The organism is Spirosoma aerolatum (assembly GCF_002056795.1).
GTDB classification, from domain to species: domain Bacteria; phylum Bacteroidota; class Bacteroidia; order Cytophagales; family Spirosomataceae; genus Spirosoma; species Spirosoma aerolatum.
Genome location: NZ_CP020104.1, coordinates 3,986,440 through 4,008,162, shown reverse-complemented (window position 1 = coordinate 4,008,162; position 21,723 = coordinate 3,986,440). Strand labels below are relative to the sequence as shown.

General features: G+C 46.3%; 24 protein-coding genes. 18 read left to right on the top strand and 6 right to left on the bottom strand.

Translation table 11 applies throughout. The annotated features are described in order from the left end of the window. Positions 1–15 precede the first annotated feature (15 nt). The 7 genes from B5M13_RS16085 to rplT all read left to right on the top strand — a co-directional run bounded on the left by B5M13_RS16085 (position 16) and on the right by rplT (position 6,397). The gene (locus B5M13_RS16085; RefSeq protein WP_080056636.1) at positions 16–453 is read left to right on the top strand and encodes an EVE domain-containing protein; all 438 of its coding nucleotides are present in this window, start codon (positions 16–18) and stop codon (positions 451–453) included. A gap of 58 nt (positions 454–511) precedes the next feature. Continuing rightward, entirely contained in the window at positions 512–1,405 is an 894-nt protein-coding gene (locus B5M13_RS16080) for a class I SAM-dependent methyltransferase (protein ID WP_080056635.1), read from the top strand. Positions 1,406–1,530: 125 nt separating this feature from the next. Then, the gene (locus B5M13_RS16075) at positions 1,531–2,709 is read left to right on the top strand and encodes a tetratricopeptide repeat protein (RefSeq protein ID WP_080059954.1); all 1,179 of its coding nucleotides are present in this window, start codon (positions 1,531–1,533) and stop codon (positions 2,707–2,709) included. Positions 2,710–2,852: 143 nt separating this feature from the next. After that, positions 2,853–4,796, top strand: coding sequence for a threonine--tRNA ligase (gene thrS, locus B5M13_RS16070; protein ID WP_080056634.1), 1,944 nt, complete (start codon positions 2,853–2,855; stop codon positions 4,794–4,796). A gap of 203 nt (positions 4,797–4,999) precedes the next feature. After that, positions 5,000–5,554 (top strand): translation initiation factor IF-3, encoded by a 555-nt coding sequence (infC, locus tag B5M13_RS16065; RefSeq protein ID WP_080056633.1) that lies wholly within the window; start codon positions 5,000–5,002, stop codon positions 5,552–5,554. Between the two features lie 142 nt (positions 5,555–5,696). Continuing rightward, positions 5,697–5,891 carry a 50S ribosomal protein L35 gene (gene rpmI / locus B5M13_RS16060; protein ID WP_020598261.1) on the top strand — a complete coding sequence of 65 codons (195 nt, stop codon included), beginning with the start codon at positions 5,697–5,699 and terminating at the stop codon, positions 5,889–5,891. 161 nt (positions 5,892–6,052) lie between these two features. Then, positions 6,053–6,397, top strand: coding sequence for a 50S ribosomal protein L20 (gene rplT, locus B5M13_RS16055; RefSeq protein ID WP_020598260.1), 345 nt, complete (start codon positions 6,053–6,055; stop codon positions 6,395–6,397). Positions 6,398–6,494: 97 nt separating this feature from the next. Here the strand turns inward: rplT and B5M13_RS16050 are convergent, their stop codons facing one another. Beyond that, positions 6,495–6,935, bottom strand: coding sequence for a nuclease A inhibitor family protein (locus tag B5M13_RS16050; protein WP_080056632.1), 441 nt, complete (start codon positions 6,933–6,935; stop codon positions 6,495–6,497). Between the two features lie 130 nt (positions 6,936–7,065). Here B5M13_RS16050 and B5M13_RS16045 point away from each other — a divergent pair, with 130 nt between their 5' ends. Next, positions 7,066–7,605, top strand: coding sequence for a hypothetical protein (locus tag B5M13_RS16045; protein WP_080056631.1), 540 nt, complete (start codon positions 7,066–7,068; stop codon positions 7,603–7,605). A 253-nt stretch (positions 7,606–7,858) separates the two neighbouring features. Next, positions 7,859–8,260, top strand: a complete 402-nt coding sequence (locus B5M13_RS16040; RefSeq protein ID WP_155297258.1) for a hypothetical protein — start codon at positions 7,859–7,861, stop codon at positions 8,258–8,260. A 78-nt stretch (positions 8,261–8,338) separates the two neighbouring features. On the opposite strand, the gene pucL is transcribed toward B5M13_RS16040, so the two are convergent. Beyond that, complete coding sequence (gene pucL, locus B5M13_RS16035) at positions 8,339–9,184, bottom strand: factor-independent urate hydroxylase (RefSeq protein WP_080056629.1); 846 nt, start codon at positions 9,182–9,184, stop codon at positions 8,339–8,341. Between the two features lie 155 nt (positions 9,185–9,339). On the opposite strand from pucL, the gene allB reads away from it, so the two are divergent. The 9 genes from allB (at position 9,340) to B5M13_RS15990 (ending at position 19,566) form a co-directional block, all read left to right on the top strand. Further along, positions 9,340–10,698: an allantoinase AllB gene (allB, locus tag B5M13_RS16030; protein WP_245859340.1), complete on the top strand. Its 1,359-nt coding sequence runs from the start codon at positions 9,340–9,342 to the stop codon at positions 10,696–10,698. A 37-nt stretch (positions 10,699–10,735) separates the two neighbouring features. Continuing rightward, positions 10,736–11,971, top strand: coding sequence for an allantoate amidohydrolase (locus B5M13_RS16025; protein WP_080056628.1), 1,236 nt, complete (start codon positions 10,736–10,738; stop codon positions 11,969–11,971). A 54-nt stretch (positions 11,972–12,025) separates the two neighbouring features. Then, a complete protein-coding gene (gene allE / locus B5M13_RS16020) occupies positions 12,026–12,772 on the top strand; it encodes a (S)-ureidoglycine aminohydrolase (protein WP_080056627.1) in 747 nt (248 codons plus the stop codon). A gap of 18 nt (positions 12,773–12,790) precedes the next feature. Next, a complete protein-coding gene (uraD, locus tag B5M13_RS16015) occupies positions 12,791–13,297 on the top strand; it encodes a 2-oxo-4-hydroxy-4-carboxy-5-ureidoimidazoline decarboxylase (RefSeq protein ID WP_080056626.1) in 507 nt (168 codons plus the stop codon). Then, positions 13,294–13,629, top strand: coding sequence for a hydroxyisourate hydrolase (uraH, locus tag B5M13_RS16010; protein ID WP_080056625.1), 336 nt, complete (start codon positions 13,294–13,296; stop codon positions 13,627–13,629). Before uraD ends, uraH begins: the two co-directional genes overlap by 4 nt. Positions 13,630–13,697: 68 nt before the next feature. Beyond that, positions 13,698–14,930, top strand: a complete 1,233-nt coding sequence (locus tag B5M13_RS16005) for a M20 family metallo-hydrolase (protein WP_080056624.1) — start codon at positions 13,698–13,700, stop codon at positions 14,928–14,930. A gap of 139 nt (positions 14,931–15,069) precedes the next feature. Next, the gene (locus tag B5M13_RS16000; RefSeq protein ID WP_080056623.1) at positions 15,070–18,411 is read left to right on the top strand and encodes a CotH kinase family protein; all 3,342 of its coding nucleotides are present in this window, start codon (positions 15,070–15,072) and stop codon (positions 18,409–18,411) included. 360 nt (positions 18,412–18,771) lie between these two features. After that, positions 18,772–19,035 (top strand): hypothetical protein, encoded by a 264-nt coding sequence (locus tag B5M13_RS15995; RefSeq protein ID WP_080056622.1) that lies wholly within the window; start codon positions 18,772–18,774, stop codon positions 19,033–19,035. Positions 19,036–19,092: 57 nt separating this feature from the next. Next, positions 19,093–19,566, top strand: coding sequence for an Hsp20/alpha crystallin family protein (locus B5M13_RS15990; RefSeq protein WP_080056621.1), 474 nt, complete (start codon positions 19,093–19,095; stop codon positions 19,564–19,566). Positions 19,567–19,647: 81 nt separating this feature from the next. Here the strand turns inward: B5M13_RS15990 and B5M13_RS15985 are convergent, their stop codons facing one another. The 4 genes from B5M13_RS15985 to B5M13_RS15970 all read right to left on the bottom strand — a co-directional run bounded on the left by B5M13_RS15985 (position 19,648) and on the right by B5M13_RS15970 (position 21,683). Continuing rightward, positions 19,648–19,731 carry a CHRD domain-containing protein gene (locus tag B5M13_RS15985; RefSeq protein WP_245860075.1) on the bottom strand — a complete coding sequence of 28 codons (84 nt, stop codon included), beginning with the start codon at positions 19,729–19,731 and terminating at the stop codon, positions 19,648–19,650. Between the two features lie 48 nt (positions 19,732–19,779). After that, complete coding sequence (locus B5M13_RS15980; protein ID WP_080054324.1) at positions 19,780–20,622, bottom strand: IS982 family transposase; 843 nt, start codon at positions 20,620–20,622, stop codon at positions 19,780–19,782. A 98-nt stretch (positions 20,623–20,720) separates the two neighbouring features. Further along, complete coding sequence (locus tag B5M13_RS15975; RefSeq protein WP_245859338.1) at positions 20,721–21,065, bottom strand: CHRD domain-containing protein; 345 nt, start codon at positions 21,063–21,065, stop codon at positions 20,721–20,723. Positions 21,066–21,230: 165 nt separating this feature from the next. Beyond that, positions 21,231–21,683, bottom strand: coding sequence for a CHRD domain-containing protein (locus B5M13_RS15970; protein ID WP_080056620.1), 453 nt, complete (start codon positions 21,681–21,683; stop codon positions 21,231–21,233). Between the last annotated feature and the right edge of the window lie 40 nt (positions 21,684–21,723).

Genomic DNA, 21,723 nt, shown 5'->3' with positions numbered 1-21,723 from the left:
TTACGCATTCTATCATTGAACTTCTGGCTTGTCAAGTCCGAACCCGACGCTTACGGGTGGTATCATTTTACGGAGCAGGGCCGTGCCATTTGGGATGGCGTTCGTAATTATCAGGCGCGTAATAACCTGAGAGCCATGCAGCTTGGCGATCAGGTACTGTTTTACCATAGTGTAATTAATCCGGCGGTGGTTGGGCTGGCCAGTGTTGTCAAAGAGGCTTATCAGGACCCGACGGTACCCGATGATCCACGCTGGGTTGTTGTTGAACTAGAGCCAGTTATGGCTTTTGACCTTCCCGTGACTCTGTCTCAAATTAAATCTGAACCTTTACTGGCCAATCTCAGTCTGATTCGGCAATCCAGATTATCTGTTATGCCTGTTCGGCCCGATGAGTTTGAATTGATCCTAAAAATGGGCCAGAAACGAATGTTGGATGACAGAATGAGTGAATGATAGCATTCGATAACGATTCTATCATTTACTCATTTTATTATTCAATAGCGAAAATTAAATGGCTGATATACAAATTGTTACCCCTGCTCTCTGGCCTGAATATGAGTTAATTGATTCAGGCAATTTTCAGAAACTTGAACGTTTTGGCAAATACGTTTTGTCGAGACCTGAGCCTCAGGCAATCTGGGACAAATCACTTTCCGACGAGGACTGGGAACAACAGGCCCATGCCATCTTTAAACGGGATCGTCAATCGCCCGAACGGGGAGACTGGCAGACATCGCCCGATATGCGCGACCCCTGGTATGTATCGTTCAGACAGGAGCAATTAAAACTAACCTTTAAACTGGCCCTGACAACCTTTAAGCATGTTGGGTTATTTCCAGAACAATCCGACAATTGGCTATTTATTTACGATAAAATTAAAGCCATGTCTCTGAGGGTCGCGCGACCTAAAGTGCTGAATCTGTTTGCCTACACCGGCGGTGCCTCACTGGCGGCCCGACAAGCAGGAGCCGATGTGACCCACGTTGATGCCGTGAAGCCCGTCATCAATTGGGCACGGGAAAACATGGATCACAGTGAACTGGATAATATACGCTGGGTGGTTGAAGATGCTGTCAAGTTTGTCCGAAGAGAGGTTCGCCGGGGAAATTATTATAATGGCATCATTCTTGACCCGCCTGCGTATGGTCGAGGTCCAGGTGGCGAAAAATGGGTGCTTGAAGAACAACTCAACGATCTCCTCAAATCTTGTGCCGATCTACTCGACCAGTCCGATTTTTTCTTTATAATCAATCTATATTCATTAGGATTTTCCTCCATTATCGTCGATAACCTGATGAAGCAGGTGTTTGGTGATGTCCCGAACCTAGAGTGGGGAGAACTTGCTGTAACTGACCAATTTCAGAAACGACTACCTTTGGGCGTGTTTTATCGGTTTGGGATATGAATTACGAGCGAACGAGTGAACGAGTGAACGAGCGAGCGGCTGTCGTAACCTTCCGAGGTGGGCGTCGATCTGCTTTTTTTTTACTCTTTCACTCGTTTACTTGTTCGCTCTTAGTGTTGCTATTGATGTCTTCCTGCGGAAGTGATGAACGACAGTCGGCGCATATTCCCGATTTTCCTAAACCGGGCGATAGTAGCCGTACTGAAGGAGCGCTGCGGGCATTAACCGCAGCGATCAATCAGTCGTCGTCATCGTCGGCCTATGCCAAACGCGCGGCTATTTTACTGGCGATGGGGCGAATCAACGACGCGCTGGCCGATATTGACGAAGCGATTAGTCGGAACGATAATACAGGGTCTTATTATTTGATTAAAGCTCAGATACTCAGGGTTCTGCAACAACCTGAAAAGGCTTTGCAAAATGCGCAGCGGGCCGAAATTCTGGGTATAGACACACCAGAGTTGTATACATTGCAGGGGGATTTGCTACAGCAGCAAAATCAGTTTGATAAAGCAAAACTGTATATTGCGAAAGCGCTGCAAATGGCCCCATATGATGGGGAAGCGTATTTTTTTAAAGGTTTGATGGCAGCCCGGCAGAGTGATACAACGCAGGCGTTGGCACTATATCAGCAATCGCTCCGGCTTAAACCCCGATATCTGGAAACCTATAATCAACTGTCGTCCATTTATCGTTCTTTGGGCGATCTGAATGCTGCTCTGGCCTATAATGCGCAGGCACTGACCTACTTTCCAAACAATGCGAAGCTTTATTATGGTCGTGGGCTTATTTATCATACAGAAGGTAAGCTGGATAGTGCTATGATTGATTATCAGCGGACCGTAAAGGTTCAGCCGAACTACTATCAGGCTTTCTTTCAGATGGGACTGATCAATCAGAAATACCGTAACTATTATACGGCGCTGACAAATTTTCAACGTGTGCAACAACTTCGGCCGCAGTTCCCCCGGATCGATACCTACATTGGGTATTGTCATGAACAAATGGGGCAATTTGACTTAGCAATTGCTGCGTACACGAAAGCTACTCAACTGAATAGTAACGATCAACAGGCAGCCGCTGGGTTATGGCGTTCCCAACGGCGGCAATATGTGCAACAAAACCCGTATAACTCTTTATTTTTGCCTGATAGTAGTACTGACCGGCCGATGACTTCAAACCGAACCCGACCCGAGTTTGATACAACGCGGGTTCGAATGTCAACGATTCAGCCAAAGTCGCAGGTGACGAGTCATGCCAGTGATTCGCTCCAGCGAGCCGTGAAACCCATTGGTCAGAATTAGTGTATAGTAAGTGATGTATGATGTAGAATATATGATGTATCATTAACAGACAAATACATTATATATCCTACATCATACATCAAAAATTAAGTGGCTTACAGTTGTAGGTAAGCTGCGGGTACCACCTATAAAAATAGTCGCAAATGATTGCGCAGGACGAACAAATCCGCGTAACGCTTCCCGATGGTAGCGTTCGGCAATATCCCAAAGGAAGCACTGGGTTGGAAATTGCCGCTCAAATTAGTGAAGGTCTGGCCCGTAATGTGTTGGCCGCCAAAGTGAACGGTGTCGTACAGGATGCCACTCGCCCCATAGAGGACGATGCTACGGTGCAGCTTCTGACATGGAATGATGCCGAGGGCAAGGCCACGTTCTGGCATTCGTCGGCTCACTTGCTGGCCGAAGCGCTGGAAGCCCTGTATCCCGGTGTGAAATTTGGGATCGGTCCAGCCATCGAAACCGGCTTTTATTATGATGTTGATCTGGGTGGGCAACCCTTTTCGCAGGAAGACTTCAAGCGGGTCGAGGATAAAATGCTCGAACTGGCTCGTCAGAAAGAACAGTATATCCGCAAGCCGATGAGCAAAGCCGATGCGATTGCCTATTTTGAAGAGAAAGGTGATCCATACAAACTGGACTTGCTCGAAGGGCTCGATGATGGTACGATTACATTTTACACCCAGGGTAATTTTACCGACCTTTGCCGGGGACCGCATATCCCGAATACGGGTTTTATTAAAGCTGCAAAATTGATGAACGTTGCCGGTGCCTATTGGCGGGGTAACGAGAAGAATAAACAGCTTACCCGGATTTACGCCGTAACGTATCCGAAACAGAAGGAGCTTGATGAATACCTGTACCTTCTTGAAGAAGCAAAAAAACGCGACCACCGCAAGTTGGGTAAGGAGCTGGAACTGTTTGCATTTTCGGAAAAAGTAGGCGCTGGCCTTCCGCTCTGGTTACCCAAAGGTACCATGCTGCGCGAACGGCTGGAAAATTTTCTACGCAAAGCTCAGATACGGGCTGGGTATTCGCCTGTTGTGACTCCTCATATTGGTAGCAAGCAATTGTATGTTACTTCGGGTCACTGGGAAAAATATGGTGAAGATTCGTTCCAACCCATTAAAACCCCTGATCCGAACGAGGAGTTTTTGCTAAAACCGATGAATTGCCCGCACCACTGCGAAATTTATAAAACCCGCCCACGTTCGTATCGGGATTTACCGCTCCGATTGGCTGAGTTTGGAACGGTGTATCGCTACGAGCAGTCGGGGGAATTGCATGGACTAACACGCGTACGTGGATTTACGCAGGATGATGCACACATCTTCTGTCGACCCGATCAGGTGAAGGATGAGTTTATGAAAGTGATCGATCTGGTGCTGTATGTCTTTAAATCACTTGGTTTTGAAGATTATAGCGCTCAGGTATCCTTGCGTGACCCAGAGAATAAAACGAAATACATCGGCTCCGACGACTTGTGGGAGAAAGCCGAAGCTGCTATTATTGAATCAGCTGCCGAGAAAGGTTTGCCAACCGTTATGGAATTAGGCGAAGCTGCTTTTTACGGACCAAAGCTTGATTTCATGGTGCGTGATGCCCTGGGGCGCAAATGGCAACTCGGTACGATTCAGGTTGACTATAACCTGCCGAATCGATTCGAGCTGGAATACATTGGTGCTGATAACCAGAAACATCGGCCCGTTATGATTCACCGGGCACCGTTTGGGTCCATGGAGCGATTTATCGCCATCCTGATCGAAAATTCAGGTGGTAACTTTCCGCTCTGGCTTTCGCCTGACCAGATCGCAATTCTGCCGATTTCGGAGAAATACGAACATTATGCCAACGATCTGTTCTTCAGTTTGCAAGAGCATGATATTCGTGGCTTTGTCGATTTACGCGACGAAAAAATCGGTCGGAAGATTCGGGATGCAGAAGTAGCTAAAGTGCCTTACATGCTTATTGTAGGGGAAAAAGAAGCCGCTGATGGCAAAGTATCGGTCCGTCGTAAAGGGCAGGGCGATCTTGGTAGCATGAGTGTGGACGAGTTTGTCAAAACGTTCCAGACAGAAGTTAAGCTATAAGTTTACAGTTTTCGGTTGGCTGACGTACCTTGTTTCATACGTTGGTCAACCGAAAACTATAAAGTGCAGACTGTAAACTTGTTTTGCAGTGCTATTTTCAATAGTTTACCGAACTTTTTAAAAATCGTTACGTTATCCAAGCGACTTTTCATCAGTTCATATAAAAGTCAACATTAAACAATTTGTTACCCTAAACACAATCTATGGCATTACCCCAGCGCAGACCACCTCGTCGTGTGGTTGAAGAACCGTACAAAGTCAATGAGCGCATCCTGGCCCGCGAAGTTCGGGTGGTCGGTGAAAATGTAGAGCAGGGAATCTACGACATAAATAAAGCACAAGCGATGGCTAAGGCTCAGGGACTCGATCTCGTTGAGGTATCGCCTAATGCTGTGCCGCCTGTTTGCCGTATAGTCGATTACTCTAAGTTCAAATACGAGCAGAAGAAAAAGCAGAAAGAAATCAAGGCGAATGCCACAAAAGTCGTTATTAAGGAGATTCGGTTTGGCCCAAATACTGATGATCACGACTTCGATTTCAAACTGAAACACGCTATAAACTTCCTGAAAGAAGGGGCCAAAGTAAAAGCTTACGTGCAATTCGTAGGTCGGGCGATTGTATTTAAAGACCGAGGTTCTCAATTGCTTGACCGCTTTGCTAAGGGGCTGGAAGAGTACGGTAAAGTTGAAGCTGAACCCAAACTCGAAGGAAAACGAATGACCGTTTTTCTGTCGCCCAAGGCTGTCACTAAAAAATAGTTTACGTTAAAGTTAAAGCGGAAAGTAGGTGGATTAGATGGAAAACCGTTTATTCCTCTTGGTTTCCGCTTTAACTTTAGCGTTGTTTTTTGTATCTTTGCGGCCTGTTTACTAAAATATTCCATACAAGCGGTTTACTCCAATGCCAAAAGTAAAAACCAACTCGGCTGCCAAGAAGCGTTTCAAGCTGACCGGTACCGGTAAAATCAAGCGGAAGCATGCCTTCCATAGTCATATTCTGACGAAAAAAACCACCAAGCAGAAGCGTAATTTAGTACACGCTGCTGTAGTAGATAGTACAGACGAGCGTCGCATCAAAGCGTTGCTGAACGTCTAACTAGTCAAAAGGGATGCGGGGTGCATCCTGGTTTTATGTTTCACCCGATGCCGGGCCAAAAGCGAATGAAGGATGAAAAAAGAATGGTGACAGAACAATAATCGTCATTATTTACGCTACCCTTCTTTTCCGCCTGTCGTCAAAAAACAACTTAATTTACAATGCCACGTTCCGTCAATCACGTTGCCTCACGGGCGCGTCGGAAAAAAGTAATGAAGCTGGCCAAAGGCTATTTTGGTCGGCGTAAAAATGTTTGGACAGTTGCTAAAAATGCTGTTGAAAAAGGTTTAGGATACGCATACCGCGACCGTCGTGCCAAAAAACGCGATTTCCGGGCTCTCTGGATTCAGCGGATCAACGCTGGTGCCCGCATTAACGGCATGTCGTATTCAGCACTGATGGGTGCCCTGAACAAATCTGGCATCGAACTCAACCGTAAAGTATTGGCCGATCTGGCCATGAATCACCCGGAAGCATTTGCCGCCGTTGTGGAGCAAGTAAAGTAAACAGAAATTAGTACAAAGAGGGCGGAGTAAGGAATAGGATTAATGACGCATATTTAGCGTTTCTCCTACTCCTTACTCCGCCCTCTTTGTACTGCCTTTACGTCTGCACGATTTTCGTTTTTAGGCCTGCCCGTCCTTCTTCGGCCTGAAGGCCCAGTAAATACACATCTATTTCGGAATCACCTATACGAAATACCTGACGTATGGATAAGTCAGTTTCAACCAGTTGTTGTAACGCCTGAAATTTCGCGGTACGAGCTTTCTCGTCATTTCCATACCAATCCTGTTCAGAAACAACGGGCTCCCAAAAGTCGGCTTCCGGCATTTCTTCCACGTAAATTTCAGGAGGAAGCATCAACCAGTCTTTAATCTGACTAACCGTAAGCGGGTCAGCCTGTTTTAAATAGCAGGTGACAGTTTCGATGGGTTCGTCAGACTCGCTTGGATAGAGTAAATCTGGAAGTAGCAGATTCGCTTTTTCAGTAAACAACTTTTTTTCTGAAGTTGAGTTGCTACTTTTGGACTCTTCGTGCGTCATAAGCGTAGTTAATAGATTTACGACAAATAAAACCGATTCCTATTGAAGTAACTGTTGTCGTCTGTCTATTTTTAACGCGGGTATCAAGAAAAGAAACCTTTTCCCGCTTAACCATTAAAAGCAAGAAACCATGTTTGAAACATTGATGAATCTAGTGCAGCAGCAGGCTGGTCAGTCAGTAATTAATAACCCGGCTATTCCAAACAGTCAGAATGATAGCGTGATGCAGACTGTGGCGAGCAGTATTCTGAGTGGCCTGGGCCAGCAGGCTCAGGGTGGTGGACTTGGCAATTTGCTGGGTATGGTTGTGAATGGAGGAAATGTTCAGCAGAGCCCTGTAACACAGGGGGTACAGAGTCATGTCGAAGAAAATTTAATGGAAAAATTGGGCATTTCGCCCCAGGTTGCCATGTCGGTGGCTGGTGCCCTTGTTCCAGTTGTGCTCAGTAAGCTTATGCATAAAGCATCGGACCCGAACGACTCCAGTGTCGATGGGAACTCAATTCTAGGGGCGGCCACGGGGCAACAAGGTATTGACTGGATGGGGATGGCTGGATCGGCCATGGCCGATGGTAAACTGGATATGAACGACCTGCTTCGGGTAGCTACCCAGCAGGGTGGCGGAGGAGGCCTGGGCGGTATGCTGGGCGGCTTGTTTGGCGGTCGCTAAGTACTATAAATTCTGATCAGTTTCAAAGAGCAGCTCCTGGGCTGCTCTTCGTTTTTAATGGCCGCAGTATGATAAATAAGGATGTTGTTGACTGAATTCGTGGTAGACGATAAGTGCTTTAAAACGTGGTTAGTAGTCTGGAATTCAATGTGGCTGTTTACGTTATGGCTTGCTGAAAAGAATGTTGTATTTTAATGGCATACAAAACGCTCTGTTTTCGTTAGTCATTTATAGTGTATTCCTTAATCTCGCTATGAAAATTGGTCTATTGTCTGTTTTATGTTTTCTGTTCAGGAACGGGTATGCGATAGAGCAACCGAAGACCCTCGCCCAAACAGATTCCTTGCCTTCACAGCACACAGCCGTTCTTTCAAAGGAAAAGTATCGATACCGATTGGGTGGCTTTGGAAATCAGGTATCTAACCAGCGCCTTTTTGTCCTTGTTGTGCTTCCGAAAAATCTCCGTCTTGGCAATGAGGTTACACTGTCGGTTGGGGTCGATGAGCGCACGATTACTGTTCGTTCTGGCGAAAAAACACTGAAACTTTGGGATGATTACGTACTCATTCCCGGCACCAACAAGATGCGGATCCTGGATGAAGAGACGCTGAACGCTGATAGACCGATCCGGATCACCTACGAAAAATTATACTGACGACCAACTTGACCAGTCATAAACATAAGCGATTTACTAGCATCGGCTAATTATAATGAACTGGTTATTAGGACCTCACTAGTCTCTTGTCATTGTTCCGGTGATGTACCCATAGGGTACGTCGGTTGCGATGAAAATCTCGTTTTTATTCTCCATGCCGAATTGCTCCAGATTGAACAAAATGTGGTGTTTATTAGGTAGTTTAAGGCTAATCTCGATGACCTCGGGCGTTTCGTTAAGGACAGCCTCCCCCATAGCCAATAGCGTTTGCTGAACCGACAGACTCTTGTGATGGGCAAATGTTTTTAGTAGGGTCTCTCTGATTTTTGTAAACAGCGCTGTAAAGTCAAGTTCCTGTTGGGTATACGTCCAGCTTGCTTCGCATTGCGTAGCGAAAATTCGATCGGCGGTTTCCTTCAACGTAGTAAATTGATCTTTTATATAGCCTTCAAAGCCGGAATCGGTTGTTTTAAGGATCAACAAGTCCTTTAGGCCGGACGTGACGGTCACAGCGTTTCGAGTTTGAATAACGGAGGTGGTATGTTTTTCGGAGCTGCCACCCAGATAAGCATGTGTATGTAGGTCGCCATCAAATGCCATTTGTGTCCACGGGAATTCAATAATGTCGACCGTAGCTTGACTAACCTGTGGGTTGGTTGCCAGGAAATAATTGGCAAGGTAGAGGGCAAAATGTTCGATGGAATCTGTAAAGTGTTCTTTGGCCAGGGCGTAAACGGTGTTCTTCTGCGTATCGGTTGGGAGAATCTTTGAATTGTCGCCCAGGGTGTGGGCGGTTTCGAAGTCACCTTTTAAGGATATATTGACAGAAATTTGGCGGAATTCGTGGTAAGTAGGGTGTCGAATGATTTTTGATAGGTTTACTGCATTCTTCCCGTACGCATTTTCTTTCAGGATGGTCTTCATGGTCGTTTCGGCTGTTTTCGGTAGTATTTACCCCTAGTATAGCTATTAATTTTCTATTTTTAGACGTTCTCATTCGCCAGGTGCAGCACCATTCTTAGTAAAAATGAATGGTAATCTGTGGTTTATGGATAGGGCGTCGTAGTAGAGATAACCGAATGGATTGGCCGATAAAAGCAGATATGAATAATTTTGGGTTAAGAAGTAGTCAGGTCGTTACACCAGAAGGGGTCAGACGGGCAGTTGTTATCGTAAAAAATGGCCGGATTGCGGATGTATTGCCTGAACTGCCATCTGAATTTTCGGCTGTTGTACATGACCTTGGTGATAAGGTACTGATGGCTGGAATCATCGATCCACATGTACACATCAATGAACCTGGCCGGACAGAATGGGAGGGTTTTGATACCGCTACCCGGGCTGCAGTGGCAGGAGGTGTGACAACACTGGTCGATATGCCACTCAATTCGTCGCCCGTGACGACTACGGTGGAGGCATTCGAACAGAAACTAGCGGCTCTTTCCGAAAAACTGCACACAAACTGCGGTTTCTGGGGAGGGCTTGTCCCTGGAAATACGAACGAAATTGAGCCACTGATAGATAAAGGTGTACTGGGATTCAAGGCGTTTTTGACACATTCCGGTATCGATGAATTTCCGAACGTGACGGAGTTGGATTTGCAGAAAGCCATGCCGATTCTCGCCCGGTACAATCTACCACTACTGGTACACTGTGAATTATCGACGGATGAAACCCTGGCAACTGGCGATGTACGGTCGTATCGGAATTACCTGACGTCGCGGCCTAAAGAATGGGAGGATAAAGCCATCGCCCTAATGATTCGAATGTGCGAAGAATTTAATTGCCGAACGCATATTGTCCATTTATCGTCAGACAATTCGATTGAACCGATCGCCAGGGCCAAAGAAAAAGGGCTGCCGCTAACCGTCGAAACGGCTCAGCATTACCTGTTTTTCAATGCCGAATCAATCCCCGATGGACAGACACAATTTAAATGTGCCCCACCGATTCGGGATCGGGCGAATAGAAATCTACTGTGGGAAGCTCTGAAAGCCGGAATCATTGATTTTGTGGCCACCGATCATTCACCAGCACCCGCTGATTTGAAATGCCTGGAGAGCGGTAATTTTAGGAAAGCCTGGGGGGGCATTGCTTCGCTACAGCTTGCTTTACCTGCTTTGTGGACGGCTGCTCGTCAACGAGGCTGTACACTACCTGATATGGCTCGGTGGCTTTGTGAAAAACCGGCTGAGTTAGCTGGATTGGCGAGCCGAAAGGGACAAATAACCAAAGGATTCGATGCTGATTTAGTCGTTTGGAACCCTCACAAAACGTTTACTGTGTCGGAGGATATACTCCAGCATAAACACAAGATAACTCCCTACCTCCATCAAGAGCTTTATGGGGTAGTGGAGCAAACGTACCTGTCTGGTATTCAGGTGTTTGATCGGAGTGGTTTTTTGCGGCTTAACGAGGGGAAAGCGTTGCTAAATTGATCATAAATGAAATCGGTTTGCTTACCGATTAAGTAGTATGAATACGTATACACAGCGCGCATCGGCAATCCTTTATAAAATCGATCAATTGGCTTCGATCAGCGAAGCTACGACAGGCATTACCCGTACGTTTGGTAGCCCGTCTTTTCTTGAGGGGAGTCGACAGATCCGACAGTGGATGGAAGTGCTTGGTCTACAGACTCGTGTCGATACCCTTGGAAACGTTCGGGGTCGATGGGTGAGCCCAATGAAAAAGGCCAGAACGTTTGTCATTGCATCGCATATGGATACGGTTGTCAACGCAGGCAAGTTTGATGGCCCTCTTGGCATTATTATGGGACTTGATCTGATAGAACAGCTTATCCAGTCGGAGCAGCCTTTGCCATTTCATATTGAGTTAATTGCATTTAGTGATGAAGAGGGGGTTCGATTTCATACGACCTATTTAGGGAGTAAGGTGGTGGCTGGGTCGTTTGATGAAACGTTGCTGGATAAAAAAGATGCATCGGGTACATCGCTCTCTGACGTTATTCAGGCAATGGGAGGAGACCCTGGCGCCCTGGTATCCGAGGCCATAGCACCTCAAGATTGGCTTGGCTACTTCGAAATTCATATTGAACAGGGCCCGGTTTTATATGAAAAAGTCATACCCGTGGCTGTTGTGACGGACATAGCTGGTCAGAAGCGGGTTGAGATCACTTTCAGAGGAATGGCAGGCCATGCCGGTACAGTGCCGATGTCTATGCGTCGGGATGCACTTTGCGCAGCTTCTGAATTTATTCTGATCGTTGAGCAACTAGCCGGTAGTCAGTCAAATCTGGTGGCAACAGTCGGTAAATTAACAGTTGCCGATGCTGCCAGTAATGTGATCCCCGGCGAGGTGGTCTGTAGTCTGGATATACGGAGTAACGACGAGGCTGTATTAACAAAGGCCTACCAGTCGCTACGGGATGCCTGTAGTCAATTAGGTCGGATGCGTTCTGTAGTGGTCGACTGGAAACTGATTCAGGAAACAGCACCCGTAGGCTGCGATACCCAGTTGACCAATCTGCTGGCTACAGCTATTGCCGAAAGCGGGTATGATGTTGTACGACTGGTTAGTGGTGCCGGGCACGATGGTGTTCCGATATCGCAGGTAGCACCGATAGCCATGCTGTTTGTCAGGTGTTTCGAAGGCATTAGCCATAATCCACTTGAACAGGTTGAATTGACTGACCTGGCCGCTGCTCTGAAAGTAGCCGATCAGTTTATGAAAAAGCTTATCAGGCTGTAGTCCTACAGCGTTTAGATCATTAGGAAAGAGAGACGCAGTTTATCAGCAGAAAATATGGAAATATCAGCGCTTACCCGGTCGGTTGTCAAACGAAACCACGCTATCATTAGCCCGGATGGGTACATCAACAGTCGGGTACCCGGCTGGGAAAATTGTACGGTGAATGTCATTATTAATGAGCAAATGGGGGCAAACCTGTGCCAGACACTCATCACACTGACCGAAAAGGGTGAACTGACAGGCACTACGCAGGCATCACAGTTATTTTTTTATGTTATACAAGGCCAGGTTTCGGCAACCGTTGACGGCGAGACGAGAAAGCTGAGCCAGGGGCAATTTGTTTATATTCCTATTGGAAAGGTGTATCGGTTCGAACAGCCGGAAACCAATACTCAACTCCTCAGCTTTCATAAGGTATATGAAAAACTGGATGGGTATGACGTGCCCCCCGTCCTATTTGGCGATGCGGCAACGATTGAAGGCCCTACGTATTTGGGTGATCCGGCGTTACGATTGCAGGTGTTATTGCCCGATACACTAGCGTTCGATATGGCAGTCAATATTTTTACCTACGATCCGGGTGGACATCTTCCTTTTGTGGAAACGCACATTATGGAGCATGGACTCATATACTTACAGGGGCAGGGGGTATATATGCTTGATCAGGAGTGGTATCCCATTAAAAAAGGGGATTCAATCTGGATGGCTCCCTACTGCCAGCAGTGGTTTACGGCAATGGGCAAAGAGCCTGCCGTATATATTTATTACAAGAATGTCAACCGTTTTCCAACCGTGATCTAGTTGATATAAGTTATCCGTATGACCTTGCCTGAATTAAACGACGCACCTGTTTCTGAACTGAAAGCAGCTCTGGCAACCTGCTGCGGCTCTTCAACCTGGGTGAACGACATGGTTAAATTATTTCCGGTCGATAGCCGTGAAACCTTATTCGAACAGGCTGAAATGGTCTGGTTTGCCTGCTCCGAAGCTGATTGGAAAGAAGCGTTTGCTCATCATCCGAAAATTGGCGACATAAACTCATTACGGTCAAAATTTACCAGTACGCGAAACTGGGCGTCGGATGAGCAGTCGGGTGTGGCAGATGCCTCGGAAGTTGTACTTCAACGACTGGCCGAAGGCAACCGATTGTACGAAGAGAAATTTGGCTATATATTCATTGTTTGTGCCACGGGTAAATCGGCTGTTGAGATGCTAAACAGCCTCGAATCGCGGTTGCCTCATTCACCTGAAGAGGAGATTAAGATCGCGATGCAGGAACAGAATAAGATCACGAAAATCCGACTGGAAAAACTTTTAGGAACATGAGTACAATCACCACCCATATTCTGGATACAACTCGCGGGAAACCGGCCGAAAGTGTCAATGTGATTCTGTATCAGCAGCAGCGCGAATGGCTGGAAATTGGTCGGGGAATTACTAATTCAGATGGGCGGATTATGGATTTGCTAGCAAAAGAGACTGTACTGCCAACAGGCGTTTATAAATTACGATTTGAAACCGGCGCATATTATGAGTTGCTGAATGTGGTTACGTTTTATCCGTTTGTCGAAATCACGTTTGCCATCACAACAGGCGAACATTATCATGTTCCGTTACTTCTTAACCCATTTGGCTATTCAACCTATCGGGGGTCTTGAAAGTAGTCACTGGAATTGAGTCATGGTTTAAGTCAACTGTTAAATAAAGACCAAAACATATTTTCTGAATGAATATCAACGCGGCACGTTTACAACATTTTTTTGAGGTTTCGAGTGAAATTGGCAAAATAGGTGAGACGGGTATGTGCAGGCCGGCGCATTCGCAGCTGGAAAAAAAAATGTTCGAACACGCCAGAGGCTGGATGGAGTCAGCAGGATTGACGGTTCGTATCGATAGTTTTGGCAACTTAATTGGTCGCTTGCAGGGCAAAAATACTGAAGCCCCCATTTTAATGACTGGCTCACACCTCGATACCCAGCCGTATGGGGGGCGTTTTGATGGAATTGCCGGGGTCTTATGTGCCATTGAAGCCGTTTGTTCCATCGCTGAAAAAGGAATCGTTCCCGAGGTGAGTATCGATGTCATTGCATTTGCCGACGAAGAAAGCTGGAGATTCAACAAAGGGCTGTTCGGGTCGAGGGGTATTCTGGGTAAGCTGGAAGAAGGGGAATTGCAACGTACGGATAAAGATGGAATTACGCGTGAGCAGGCTCTGATTGACTTTGGCTGTGATATGACAAAGTTTAAAGAGGATGAATATGCGCCTGGCAGCATCCGATGCTTTATTGAACTGCATATCGAGCAGGGGCCAATTCTGGATAAGACCAACAAGCCGATTGGTATTGTCACTGGAATAGCTGGCCCCTTACTGCTAAGCTTGAAACTGAACGGAATGGCCGGCCATGCGGGTTCGGTACCTATGCCATTGCGGAAAGATGCGCTATTGGGAGCGGCTAAAGTGGTGGTTGCCGTCAATGAAATTGCTTCGCAGTTTACGCCTGCTCCAACAGTAGGCACGGTCGGGACCCTAAACGTGTTTCCAGCATCCCGAAATATCATACCGGAGGCTGTCAGCATGACTATGGAATTTCGCGACATCGATATGGAACGTCGGAATAGCTGCGAACAGCAATTAAAAACAGCTATTGACGAGATTTCGCAAGCTCACGGACTCAGTTACGACCTGACCGTAGATACGGATATCAAATCAAGCTATTGTGCTGAGTGGATCAAGAACACTATTCGGGCGAGTTGTGAGGAGTTGGGCCTCAATGCGCCAGAACTGGTAAGTGGCCCCTTTCACGATGCACTGGTTATGTCGGAGGCCTGCGATTTTGGGATGATTTTTGTTCGTTGTAAAGATGGCATTAGCCATAACCCACTAGAATATGCTTCTTATGAGGACCTGGCTTTAGGAAGCGAAGTTTTATACCAGACCATCCTGAAAATCGTAGGTTGATGTATAATTTCAAAGACTAGTTTAGTTGCGATAAAAGTTACTGATGGTGTATTTACGGTAATTTATGGTGAACAAATAATCAGATTGGCGTTGATTTTGCTGCATTTTTAATTGGTTCGTTATAGAAAAACGATTAAAAATGAAAAAAGCGCCCACCATGAAACAATTGCTCCTTAATGCTACGCTGCTACTGACTTTTTTGGTTGCAATGAGCCTGACTAGCAAGGCCCAACAGCTTTACATTAATGAGATCATGGCGTCTAACTCCCGAACTATTACCGATGGTTCGGGCTCATATGAAGACTGGTTTGAAATTTATAATCCGAACGCTACGTCCGTTGATATTGCTGGTTACTATGTTTCTGATAACTCCACGCTAACAAAATATCGGATACCAACCGGTTCTTCACAGACCATAATTCCGGCTAATGGATTTTTGCTATTATGGGCCAGCGATATGACTATCCGTGGTGTGCTGCATGTAGGCTTTAAGCTGTCGGCCGATGGCGAAATGATTAGTCTCGTACGGCCTGATGGAACAACTGTGGTAGATCAGGTCGTATTTGGACCGCAACGAACGGATGTTTCTTGGGGGCGTAAACCCAATGGTGCGGCAGACTGGTTTTATTTTCAACGAACCAGTTCGGTCAACAACACGAGCCCTGGTGCCAGTAACAATTCTAAAACAGGGTATACAGAAGTCGTCAGTGCTCCGGTCTTCTCGAAGGTGGGTGGTTTTTATACCTCTGGATTTAGCCTGACAATCACATCGCCTGATCCTACAGCTACCATTTATTACACATTGGATGGTTCAGAACCTGATCCGGTAAACCCTGGACCCAATACATTTCAGTATAAAAATAACTATCCCGAATTGCCTGGGCAGGGTTATGGATCATTATTGACAGGAAGCTATCAGTCGTTTACCTATTCGGCTCCATTAACCATTAGTGATCGAAGTAGTGACCCAAATAAAGTATCCCTTAAATCATCGACCTTCAATTCGTCGCCTTATTATGTCCCTACATCACCCATCTTTAAGGGAACCGTAGTGCGGGCAGTAGCCTATAAGGCCAATGCCTTGGTGAGTGATATTGTTACAGAAACGTATTTGATTGCCCCCGCCAATCGGTATGGAAACCTGCCCGTGGTGTCGATTGCTACCAATGAACGATCACTATTCGATTACAATTCCGGGATATACACGGCTGGTGCCACATTTGATGGCTGGCGATCGGGTAACCCTACAGCCGAAACAATTTTCTGCTCGCCCGGCAATTTTACTTTGAAAGGTGATAACTGGGAACGGTCGGCTAATGCCCAATTCTTTATCAACGGAAGTTCAATTCTGAATCAGCGGATTGATATGTCAATCAACGGGGGATGCTCGCGGTCAGTCCCCCGTAAATCACTACGATTATATGGCGATAGTGATTTCAGTTATCCCTTCTTTGTGAACCGTCCGATCAACCAGTTTTATAATCGGCTGTTGCTTAGAAATGGTGGTAATGACTGGGATAACACGATCCTAATCGATGCGTTTGTGCAAACGATGGTTCGGCACCTTCCGTTCGAAACCCAATCCAATCGCCCAGGTATTGTCTTACTAAATGGTGAATATTGGGGTGTACACACCTTGATGGAACGGTATGATAAATACTACATAAATCGAAATTATGGTGTGGATGCCGATAGTGTTGATGTTATTAAGTTCGATTATGGGGCTTATGTTGCCGATGATGGAGATTTGGTCAAGTTCTACGCCATGAAGGACTATTTTGTTGGAACACCTACCATCGACTACAACTATGTAAATACACTAATGGATGTCGAAAGTTTTTCGGACTACCAGATCACAGAAATTTATTCGGGAAACTTCGACTGGCCGTACAATAATCAGCAACTCTGGCGAAAACGCACCAGCCAATACCTGGCTAATGCGCGTAAAGGGCACGACGGTCGGTTTCGCTGGATGATGAATGATATGGACTGGACAATGGGAGCCGGGAATTCCTACACCTCCAACTCATTGGATCGGGCTACATCGACAGCGGGTTATGATGCGTCGGTTACGGAATACACTCGTTTTCTCCGTCGATTGCTTGAGGTGAGTAGCTATAAATCGTATTTTATTAATCGGTTTGCCGATCTGCTTAATACTACCTTTATACCCAGCCGGGGCGTTGCATTACTCGATTCGTTTCAGCAGGCCTACCAGCCCTATATGGATGAGCATTTCAACCGCTGGAAGACAGGAAATTCGGTTACCAAATGGCTCACGAATTTAAGCACCGTTCGCACATTTCTTCAGCAACGCCCCTCTTCGGTACGCGACCATCTGCGTGCTCGATTTAGTTTAAGTGCAAACCGGAATATTACACTGGCCGTATCGAATGCCACGCAAGGGTATGTGAAAATCAACACAATCGACATACTTTCTTCAACCCCCGGCGTAGCTACTAATCCGTATCCGTGGACAGGGGTTTATTTTCAGGGTAATTCGGTTCGAGTAGTGGCAAAGCCGCTGGTGGGTTATCGTTTTATAGCCTGGCAGGAAAGTGGGATAACTATTTCTACCGATACGGCCTATACGTTCAATCCAACTGCCAACAGAACCCTGACAGCCGTTTTTGATGAAGATAACTCCTTTGTAGGCAAGCCAGCAGCCTATACATTGAGTACTTGCGACTATCGGTTTGACCAGTTTTCTCCAACCACGCCTTCGGGTACTTACCCACCGAATATGCACTTTGTCAGTATGAATCAGGAAGACCCTACGCTATCAGCAACGTATGCACTAGCCGACACGGTGAAAGGGGCTTATAACCTGACCAGCGCTACGCGAATTAATGGTTTGGGAGAAAATGGGGTGGCGTTTATCAACACAGGGAGTGCGCCAGCCGGGTATATTTCTACAGCGTTGGGCGGAATGGTACTTGCACTCCGTACTACTAATGTAACTGAGGCATCGGTACAGTGGACGGGTGGAACTGTTACGGCCAATCCGCGTCGTTACAACATTCGGTTACGCTATCGGATTGGTAACTCTGGCCCATTTACCGACCTGCTGGATGCTTCCAATAATCCGGTTGAATATGTGCGTAACACATTACCCGGTCATAGTCAGGTAATTGGCCCTGTAGCATTACCGGCGGCCTTACTCAATAAACCCTATATACAGCTTTTGTGGCAGTACTACTATACAGGTGTAGGCGTTTCAGGGGCGCGGGATCAGTTGCGAATTGATAATATTTTTATTAGTCGGGGTGCTTGCCAGAGTACATCATCGGGAAGCTGGCATACCGCAACTACCTGGAATTGTGGGCGAGTACCGAGTGTGTGCGACGATGTAGTCGTTCGTGATGGGCATACGGTAACCATCACGACAAACAGTGCAACGGCCCGAAGCATTCGATTTGAGTCTACTGGGCAGTTGCAGTATCTAAATTCCAGCGCATCTGTACTACTTCATAATCCCTGATCATCCTATTTTCTGCACCGCAGTTTTTACGTCAACTCCATGAATAGAGCTTAGTGCTTTATCTGGAGGTGACACCTTTTTAGGCGATTGCTAAAATTTTATAAAAAACGATGTATTAAGGTATATGTAGGTAAGTGTTTGCAAATCAATGCATTGTGTGTTGATTCTTTGGCCTCGTTTAAGTAAATACCAACCTGTTTGAAAAAAAACGCATCATTGTTTAAAGTAAAACGCTAGCCTTGTCCGTCATCCCTATCAAAGCACCTGAATTGGAAGTAGATTATTGAAATGACGCGTCAGATTGGTAATTACCCAATCTTCTTCTGAACTGGACTTTTGAACCATTAAATCATAAACAACATGAACATTATCTGGAGAATAGCCGGTGTAGCACTGGCTGTCGGGTTAGCTTTGTTTCTTCTGACCCTCATTTTGAAAGTTCTGCTAGTAGGAGCCGGTCTGTTTCTGCTGGCACGCTTTGTTGGACCTCGTTTGGCGGGTCGGGCATTTGGGCCCCTGGAGCGGGGGCGTTGGCAGTCAACGAACATTATTTCTATCGATGATCCGGCCTATCGGTCGAACGTAGCTTATCCAACCTATAGTCGGGTCATTTCCATTGGCTAAATCATAGCCGTTAACAACAATCGTAAAATCAGTAAACACAAATAAACACACACAACCATGTATAACAAACAAGCATTCGAAGCAGGACATAAAGGGAATTGTGGTCATTGGGGCGGATTTGGACGCGGCCGATTTGGCGGCCCCTGGGGACGCGGTAAGGCTGGCGGCTTCTGGGGGAAACGTCACGGTGGCTGGTTCCAGCAGGTACCCGTCAACATCGAAGAAACGGATACCGACTACACCATCTCATTGTTCGCTCCGGCCCTCGTGAAAGAGAATATTAAGCTGGCGATAAAGAATGATGTGCTGACCGTTTCGTATGAAGGTGCTGAACAGTCGGAATCGGCTGATGATCAGAGTAAATACACGTATCAGGAATATGGCAGCCGGTCGTTCGAACGGGCCTTTCAGCTAAATAATAAGGTACTAACCGAACGTATTTCGGCTACCTATACCGATGGGGTTCTGAAAGTGGTTCTACCCAAAAACCCTGAAACTAACCAGCCTGCCCAAACCATTTCGGTAGCGTAATCGGTAAGGATCACTGATGCAAAAGGCCAGTACTGCAAATGCAGACTGGCCTTTTTTACGCCCATAATGTAAGTTAATGAATTATTTCTTCTTGATGTCTCCGCGAATTTCTCCGCCCGGATATTGGGCTGTATGCAGATTGGCATAGTAAAACCCATTCTTCAGGCTATCGACCCGGTTTTGATTGGCTAACTGAAAAGTTCCTATAATAATCTAAGTTGTATGATACAAGTTTGATTCTAGAGCGTATGCAAGTAGAAATAAGACAAGCTTGATCAGGAAACCCGCTTCGGTAACGGCATGAATCTTTTGAGGAAATCGCAACTTGACTTGACTAAAAGCTTGTTCGATTGCCTGACGACGCATCTTCTTGTAAGCGGCTATCCAAATCGGGTCAGCCCGATGACTATTACTCTTGCGTTGAATCTGTAAGGAAATCTGTTCACAATCAGCGTACAGTTCCTCTTGTTCGTAGTCGGTGTAGGCAGCATCACCAAACACCTCGCTACCTGCGGGCAAATGCAAATGCATCATCTGAAGAGCTGTTATATCCGCGTACGAACCCGGAAGAATAAAAAATTGCACGGGCTGCTTAGTACTGGTGGTCACTACTTGCACCCGATACCCAAAGAAGAACCGTCGTTTGGAAGCAATTTTGCCTCGATACTCTTCCCCCTTGACCAACCGTGAACGGCTGATGCGAATATTATCGCAAACCGATACAGGAAATGAATCAATTAGATACTGACTGCTCACATTCAAGGCTTTAAAGAAGTCGGCCAAATAATAAAATAAGACACTCAAGGTATGAGCGAGTCGATGCAACCGGCGATTAAAGGCCGACTTTTCCAGCATAAGGACACCCTGCTTGTCCGCCATATAGAGCATGGCTGAAGCTTGGTTGCCCCCAAAGAAACGAGCCGATATGATGGCGGTAGTCAACACAATGCTGTCTGTTACTTTAGGTTTAGCTTGTGGTTTGGTCGATCTAGGGTGATTGGTTTCTAGAAAGAAATCATCTAGAAAGCAGTAAATTGCCACTACTTTTTCAGACATAGTCAGAGCGGGTTACTGATGTTTTCGCACCTCAAAGGTACTCTTGCTCTTGGCTATGTCTTTTTTCTTGGTGTCCCATCAAGCTATTTTCATACAACTTAGATTATAATAGGCGAAACCAGGCTGGTGAACGGAATTTCAACCCCTCCGGTCAGGGCAGTCGTATTTGTAATACGATGCAGGTGGCCTGCCGTTAATGATGAAGTAAACGGACCTGTATAGGTCACGGTGTAGCTCAGAACACGAGTGCTTTCATCCACAACCCCCGTAAATGTGCCGGTAGCTGCTGAGGAGGTTGAGCTTGGTTTTTCGCTCGCTCCGTTCAGGCTGGCCGTCAAGGTTGTTTTGGTCGATGTGATCGTTGGGTTCTCGTCGTTACCACAGGCAATTAAGCCACAGGCAAGAACGGACGCAAATACGAGTGTGATGTTTGCCAGTTTCATAGGAGTTAGTAGCTAAGCATCAGCAGCAGAAAAGAATTCCGCTATCCGATTGGTGAGTTAATGTACTTTTAATCCGCAATATAGGGGTATTCTCTATTCGTCATAGCAAAAAATCAGGTAAATAAAGCTAATGGTTTTCTGCACTGTACCAATAGGCATAAATACCTACTTAGTCCGTATATCGCCACGGATTTCACCGGCGGGGTACTGGGCCGTATGCAGGTTGGCGTAGTATTGTCCGTGTTTTAGTCGGTAAATCTGGAGTGGGGTCAGGGCCGACGTACTGCCAATAATAGGAGAGGTTAAACTTGGAAACGGAATATCGACCGGGCCAGTACCATCCGTACGGGTTGTGTCGATCCGGTGTAGATGCCCCATCGTTGGTGTCAGACCCTCATACGCAACGGTGTAGCTCAAAACGCGCGTGCTTTCATCCAGAATGGCCCTAAAGGAACCTGTTGCGTTGGAGGTTGTCGCAGTGGGTTTTTCATTCGTACCAGTCAAAACCGCTATGAAGGTTGTTGGAAGTATTGGGTTCTCGTTATCGTCATTACAGGCAAAAAAAGAAAAGCCTAATCCCAAAAAGGTGCTGGCAAGAGTAATCGCTTTAAACTTCATTCAATATAATCGAAAGATGAAATAGGTCGCCAAGATATGA

Bases quoted from the DNA above. Each gene is read 5' to 3' on its own strand.
- B5M13_RS16080 (WP_080056635.1), top strand. From the start codon at position 512: ATGGCTGATATACAAATTGTTACCCCTGCTCTCTGGCCTGAATATGAG.
- B5M13_RS16075 (WP_080059954.1), top strand. From the start codon at position 1,531: ATGTCTTCCTGCGGAAGTGATGAACGACAGTCGGCGCATATTCCCGAT.
- thrS (WP_080056634.1), top strand. From the start codon at position 2,853: ATGATTGCGCAGGACGAACAAATCCGCGTAACGCTTCCCGATGGTAGC.
- infC (WP_080056633.1), top strand. From the start codon at position 5,000: ATGGCATTACCCCAGCGCAGACCACCTCGTCGTGTGGTTGAAGAACCG.
- rpmI (WP_020598261.1), top strand. From the start codon at position 5,697: ATGCCAAAAGTAAAAACCAACTCGGCTGCCAAGAAGCGTTTCAAGCTG.
- rplT (WP_020598260.1), top strand. From the start codon at position 6,053: ATGCCACGTTCCGTCAATCACGTTGCCTCACGGGCGCGTCGGAAAAAA.
- B5M13_RS16050 (WP_080056632.1), bottom strand. From the start codon at position 6,935: ATGACGCACGAAGAGTCCAAAAGTAGCAACTCAACTTCAGAAAAAAAG.
- B5M13_RS16045 (WP_080056631.1), top strand. From the start codon at position 7,066: ATGTTTGAAACATTGATGAATCTAGTGCAGCAGCAGGCTGGTCAGTCA.
- B5M13_RS16040 (WP_155297258.1), top strand. From the start codon at position 7,859: ATGAAAATTGGTCTATTGTCTGTTTTATGTTTTCTGTTCAGGAACGGG.
- pucL (WP_080056629.1), bottom strand. From the start codon at position 9,184: ATGAAGACCATCCTGAAAGAAAATGCGTACGGGAAGAATGCAGTAAAC.
- allB (WP_245859340.1), top strand. From the start codon at position 9,340: ATGGATTGGCCGATAAAAGCAGATATGAATAATTTTGGGTTAAGAAGT.
- B5M13_RS16025 (WP_080056628.1), top strand. From the start codon at position 10,736: ATGAATACGTATACACAGCGCGCATCGGCAATCCTTTATAAAATCGAT.
- allE (WP_080056627.1), top strand. From the start codon at position 12,026: ATGGAAATATCAGCGCTTACCCGGTCGGTTGTCAAACGAAACCACGCT.
- uraD (WP_080056626.1), top strand. From the start codon at position 12,791: ATGACCTTGCCTGAATTAAACGACGCACCTGTTTCTGAACTGAAAGCA.
- uraH (WP_080056625.1), top strand. From the start codon at position 13,294: ATGAGTACAATCACCACCCATATTCTGGATACAACTCGCGGGAAACCG.
- B5M13_RS16005 (WP_080056624.1), top strand. From the start codon at position 13,698: ATGAATATCAACGCGGCACGTTTACAACATTTTTTTGAGGTTTCGAGT.
- B5M13_RS16000 (WP_080056623.1), top strand. From the start codon at position 15,070: ATGAAAAAAGCGCCCACCATGAAACAATTGCTCCTTAATGCTACGCTG.
- B5M13_RS15995 (WP_080056622.1), top strand. From the start codon at position 18,772: ATGAACATTATCTGGAGAATAGCCGGTGTAGCACTGGCTGTCGGGTTA.
- B5M13_RS15990 (WP_080056621.1), top strand. From the start codon at position 19,093: ATGTATAACAAACAAGCATTCGAAGCAGGACATAAAGGGAATTGTGGT.
- B5M13_RS15980 (WP_080054324.1), bottom strand. From the start codon at position 20,622: ATGTCTGAAAAAGTAGTGGCAATTTACTGCTTTCTAGATGATTTCTTT.
- B5M13_RS15975 (WP_245859338.1), bottom strand. From the start codon at position 21,065: ATGAAACTGGCAAACATCACACTCGTATTTGCGTCCGTTCTTGCCTGT.
- B5M13_RS15970 (WP_080056620.1), bottom strand. From the start codon at position 21,683: ATGAAGTTTAAAGCGATTACTCTTGCCAGCACCTTTTTGGGATTAGGC.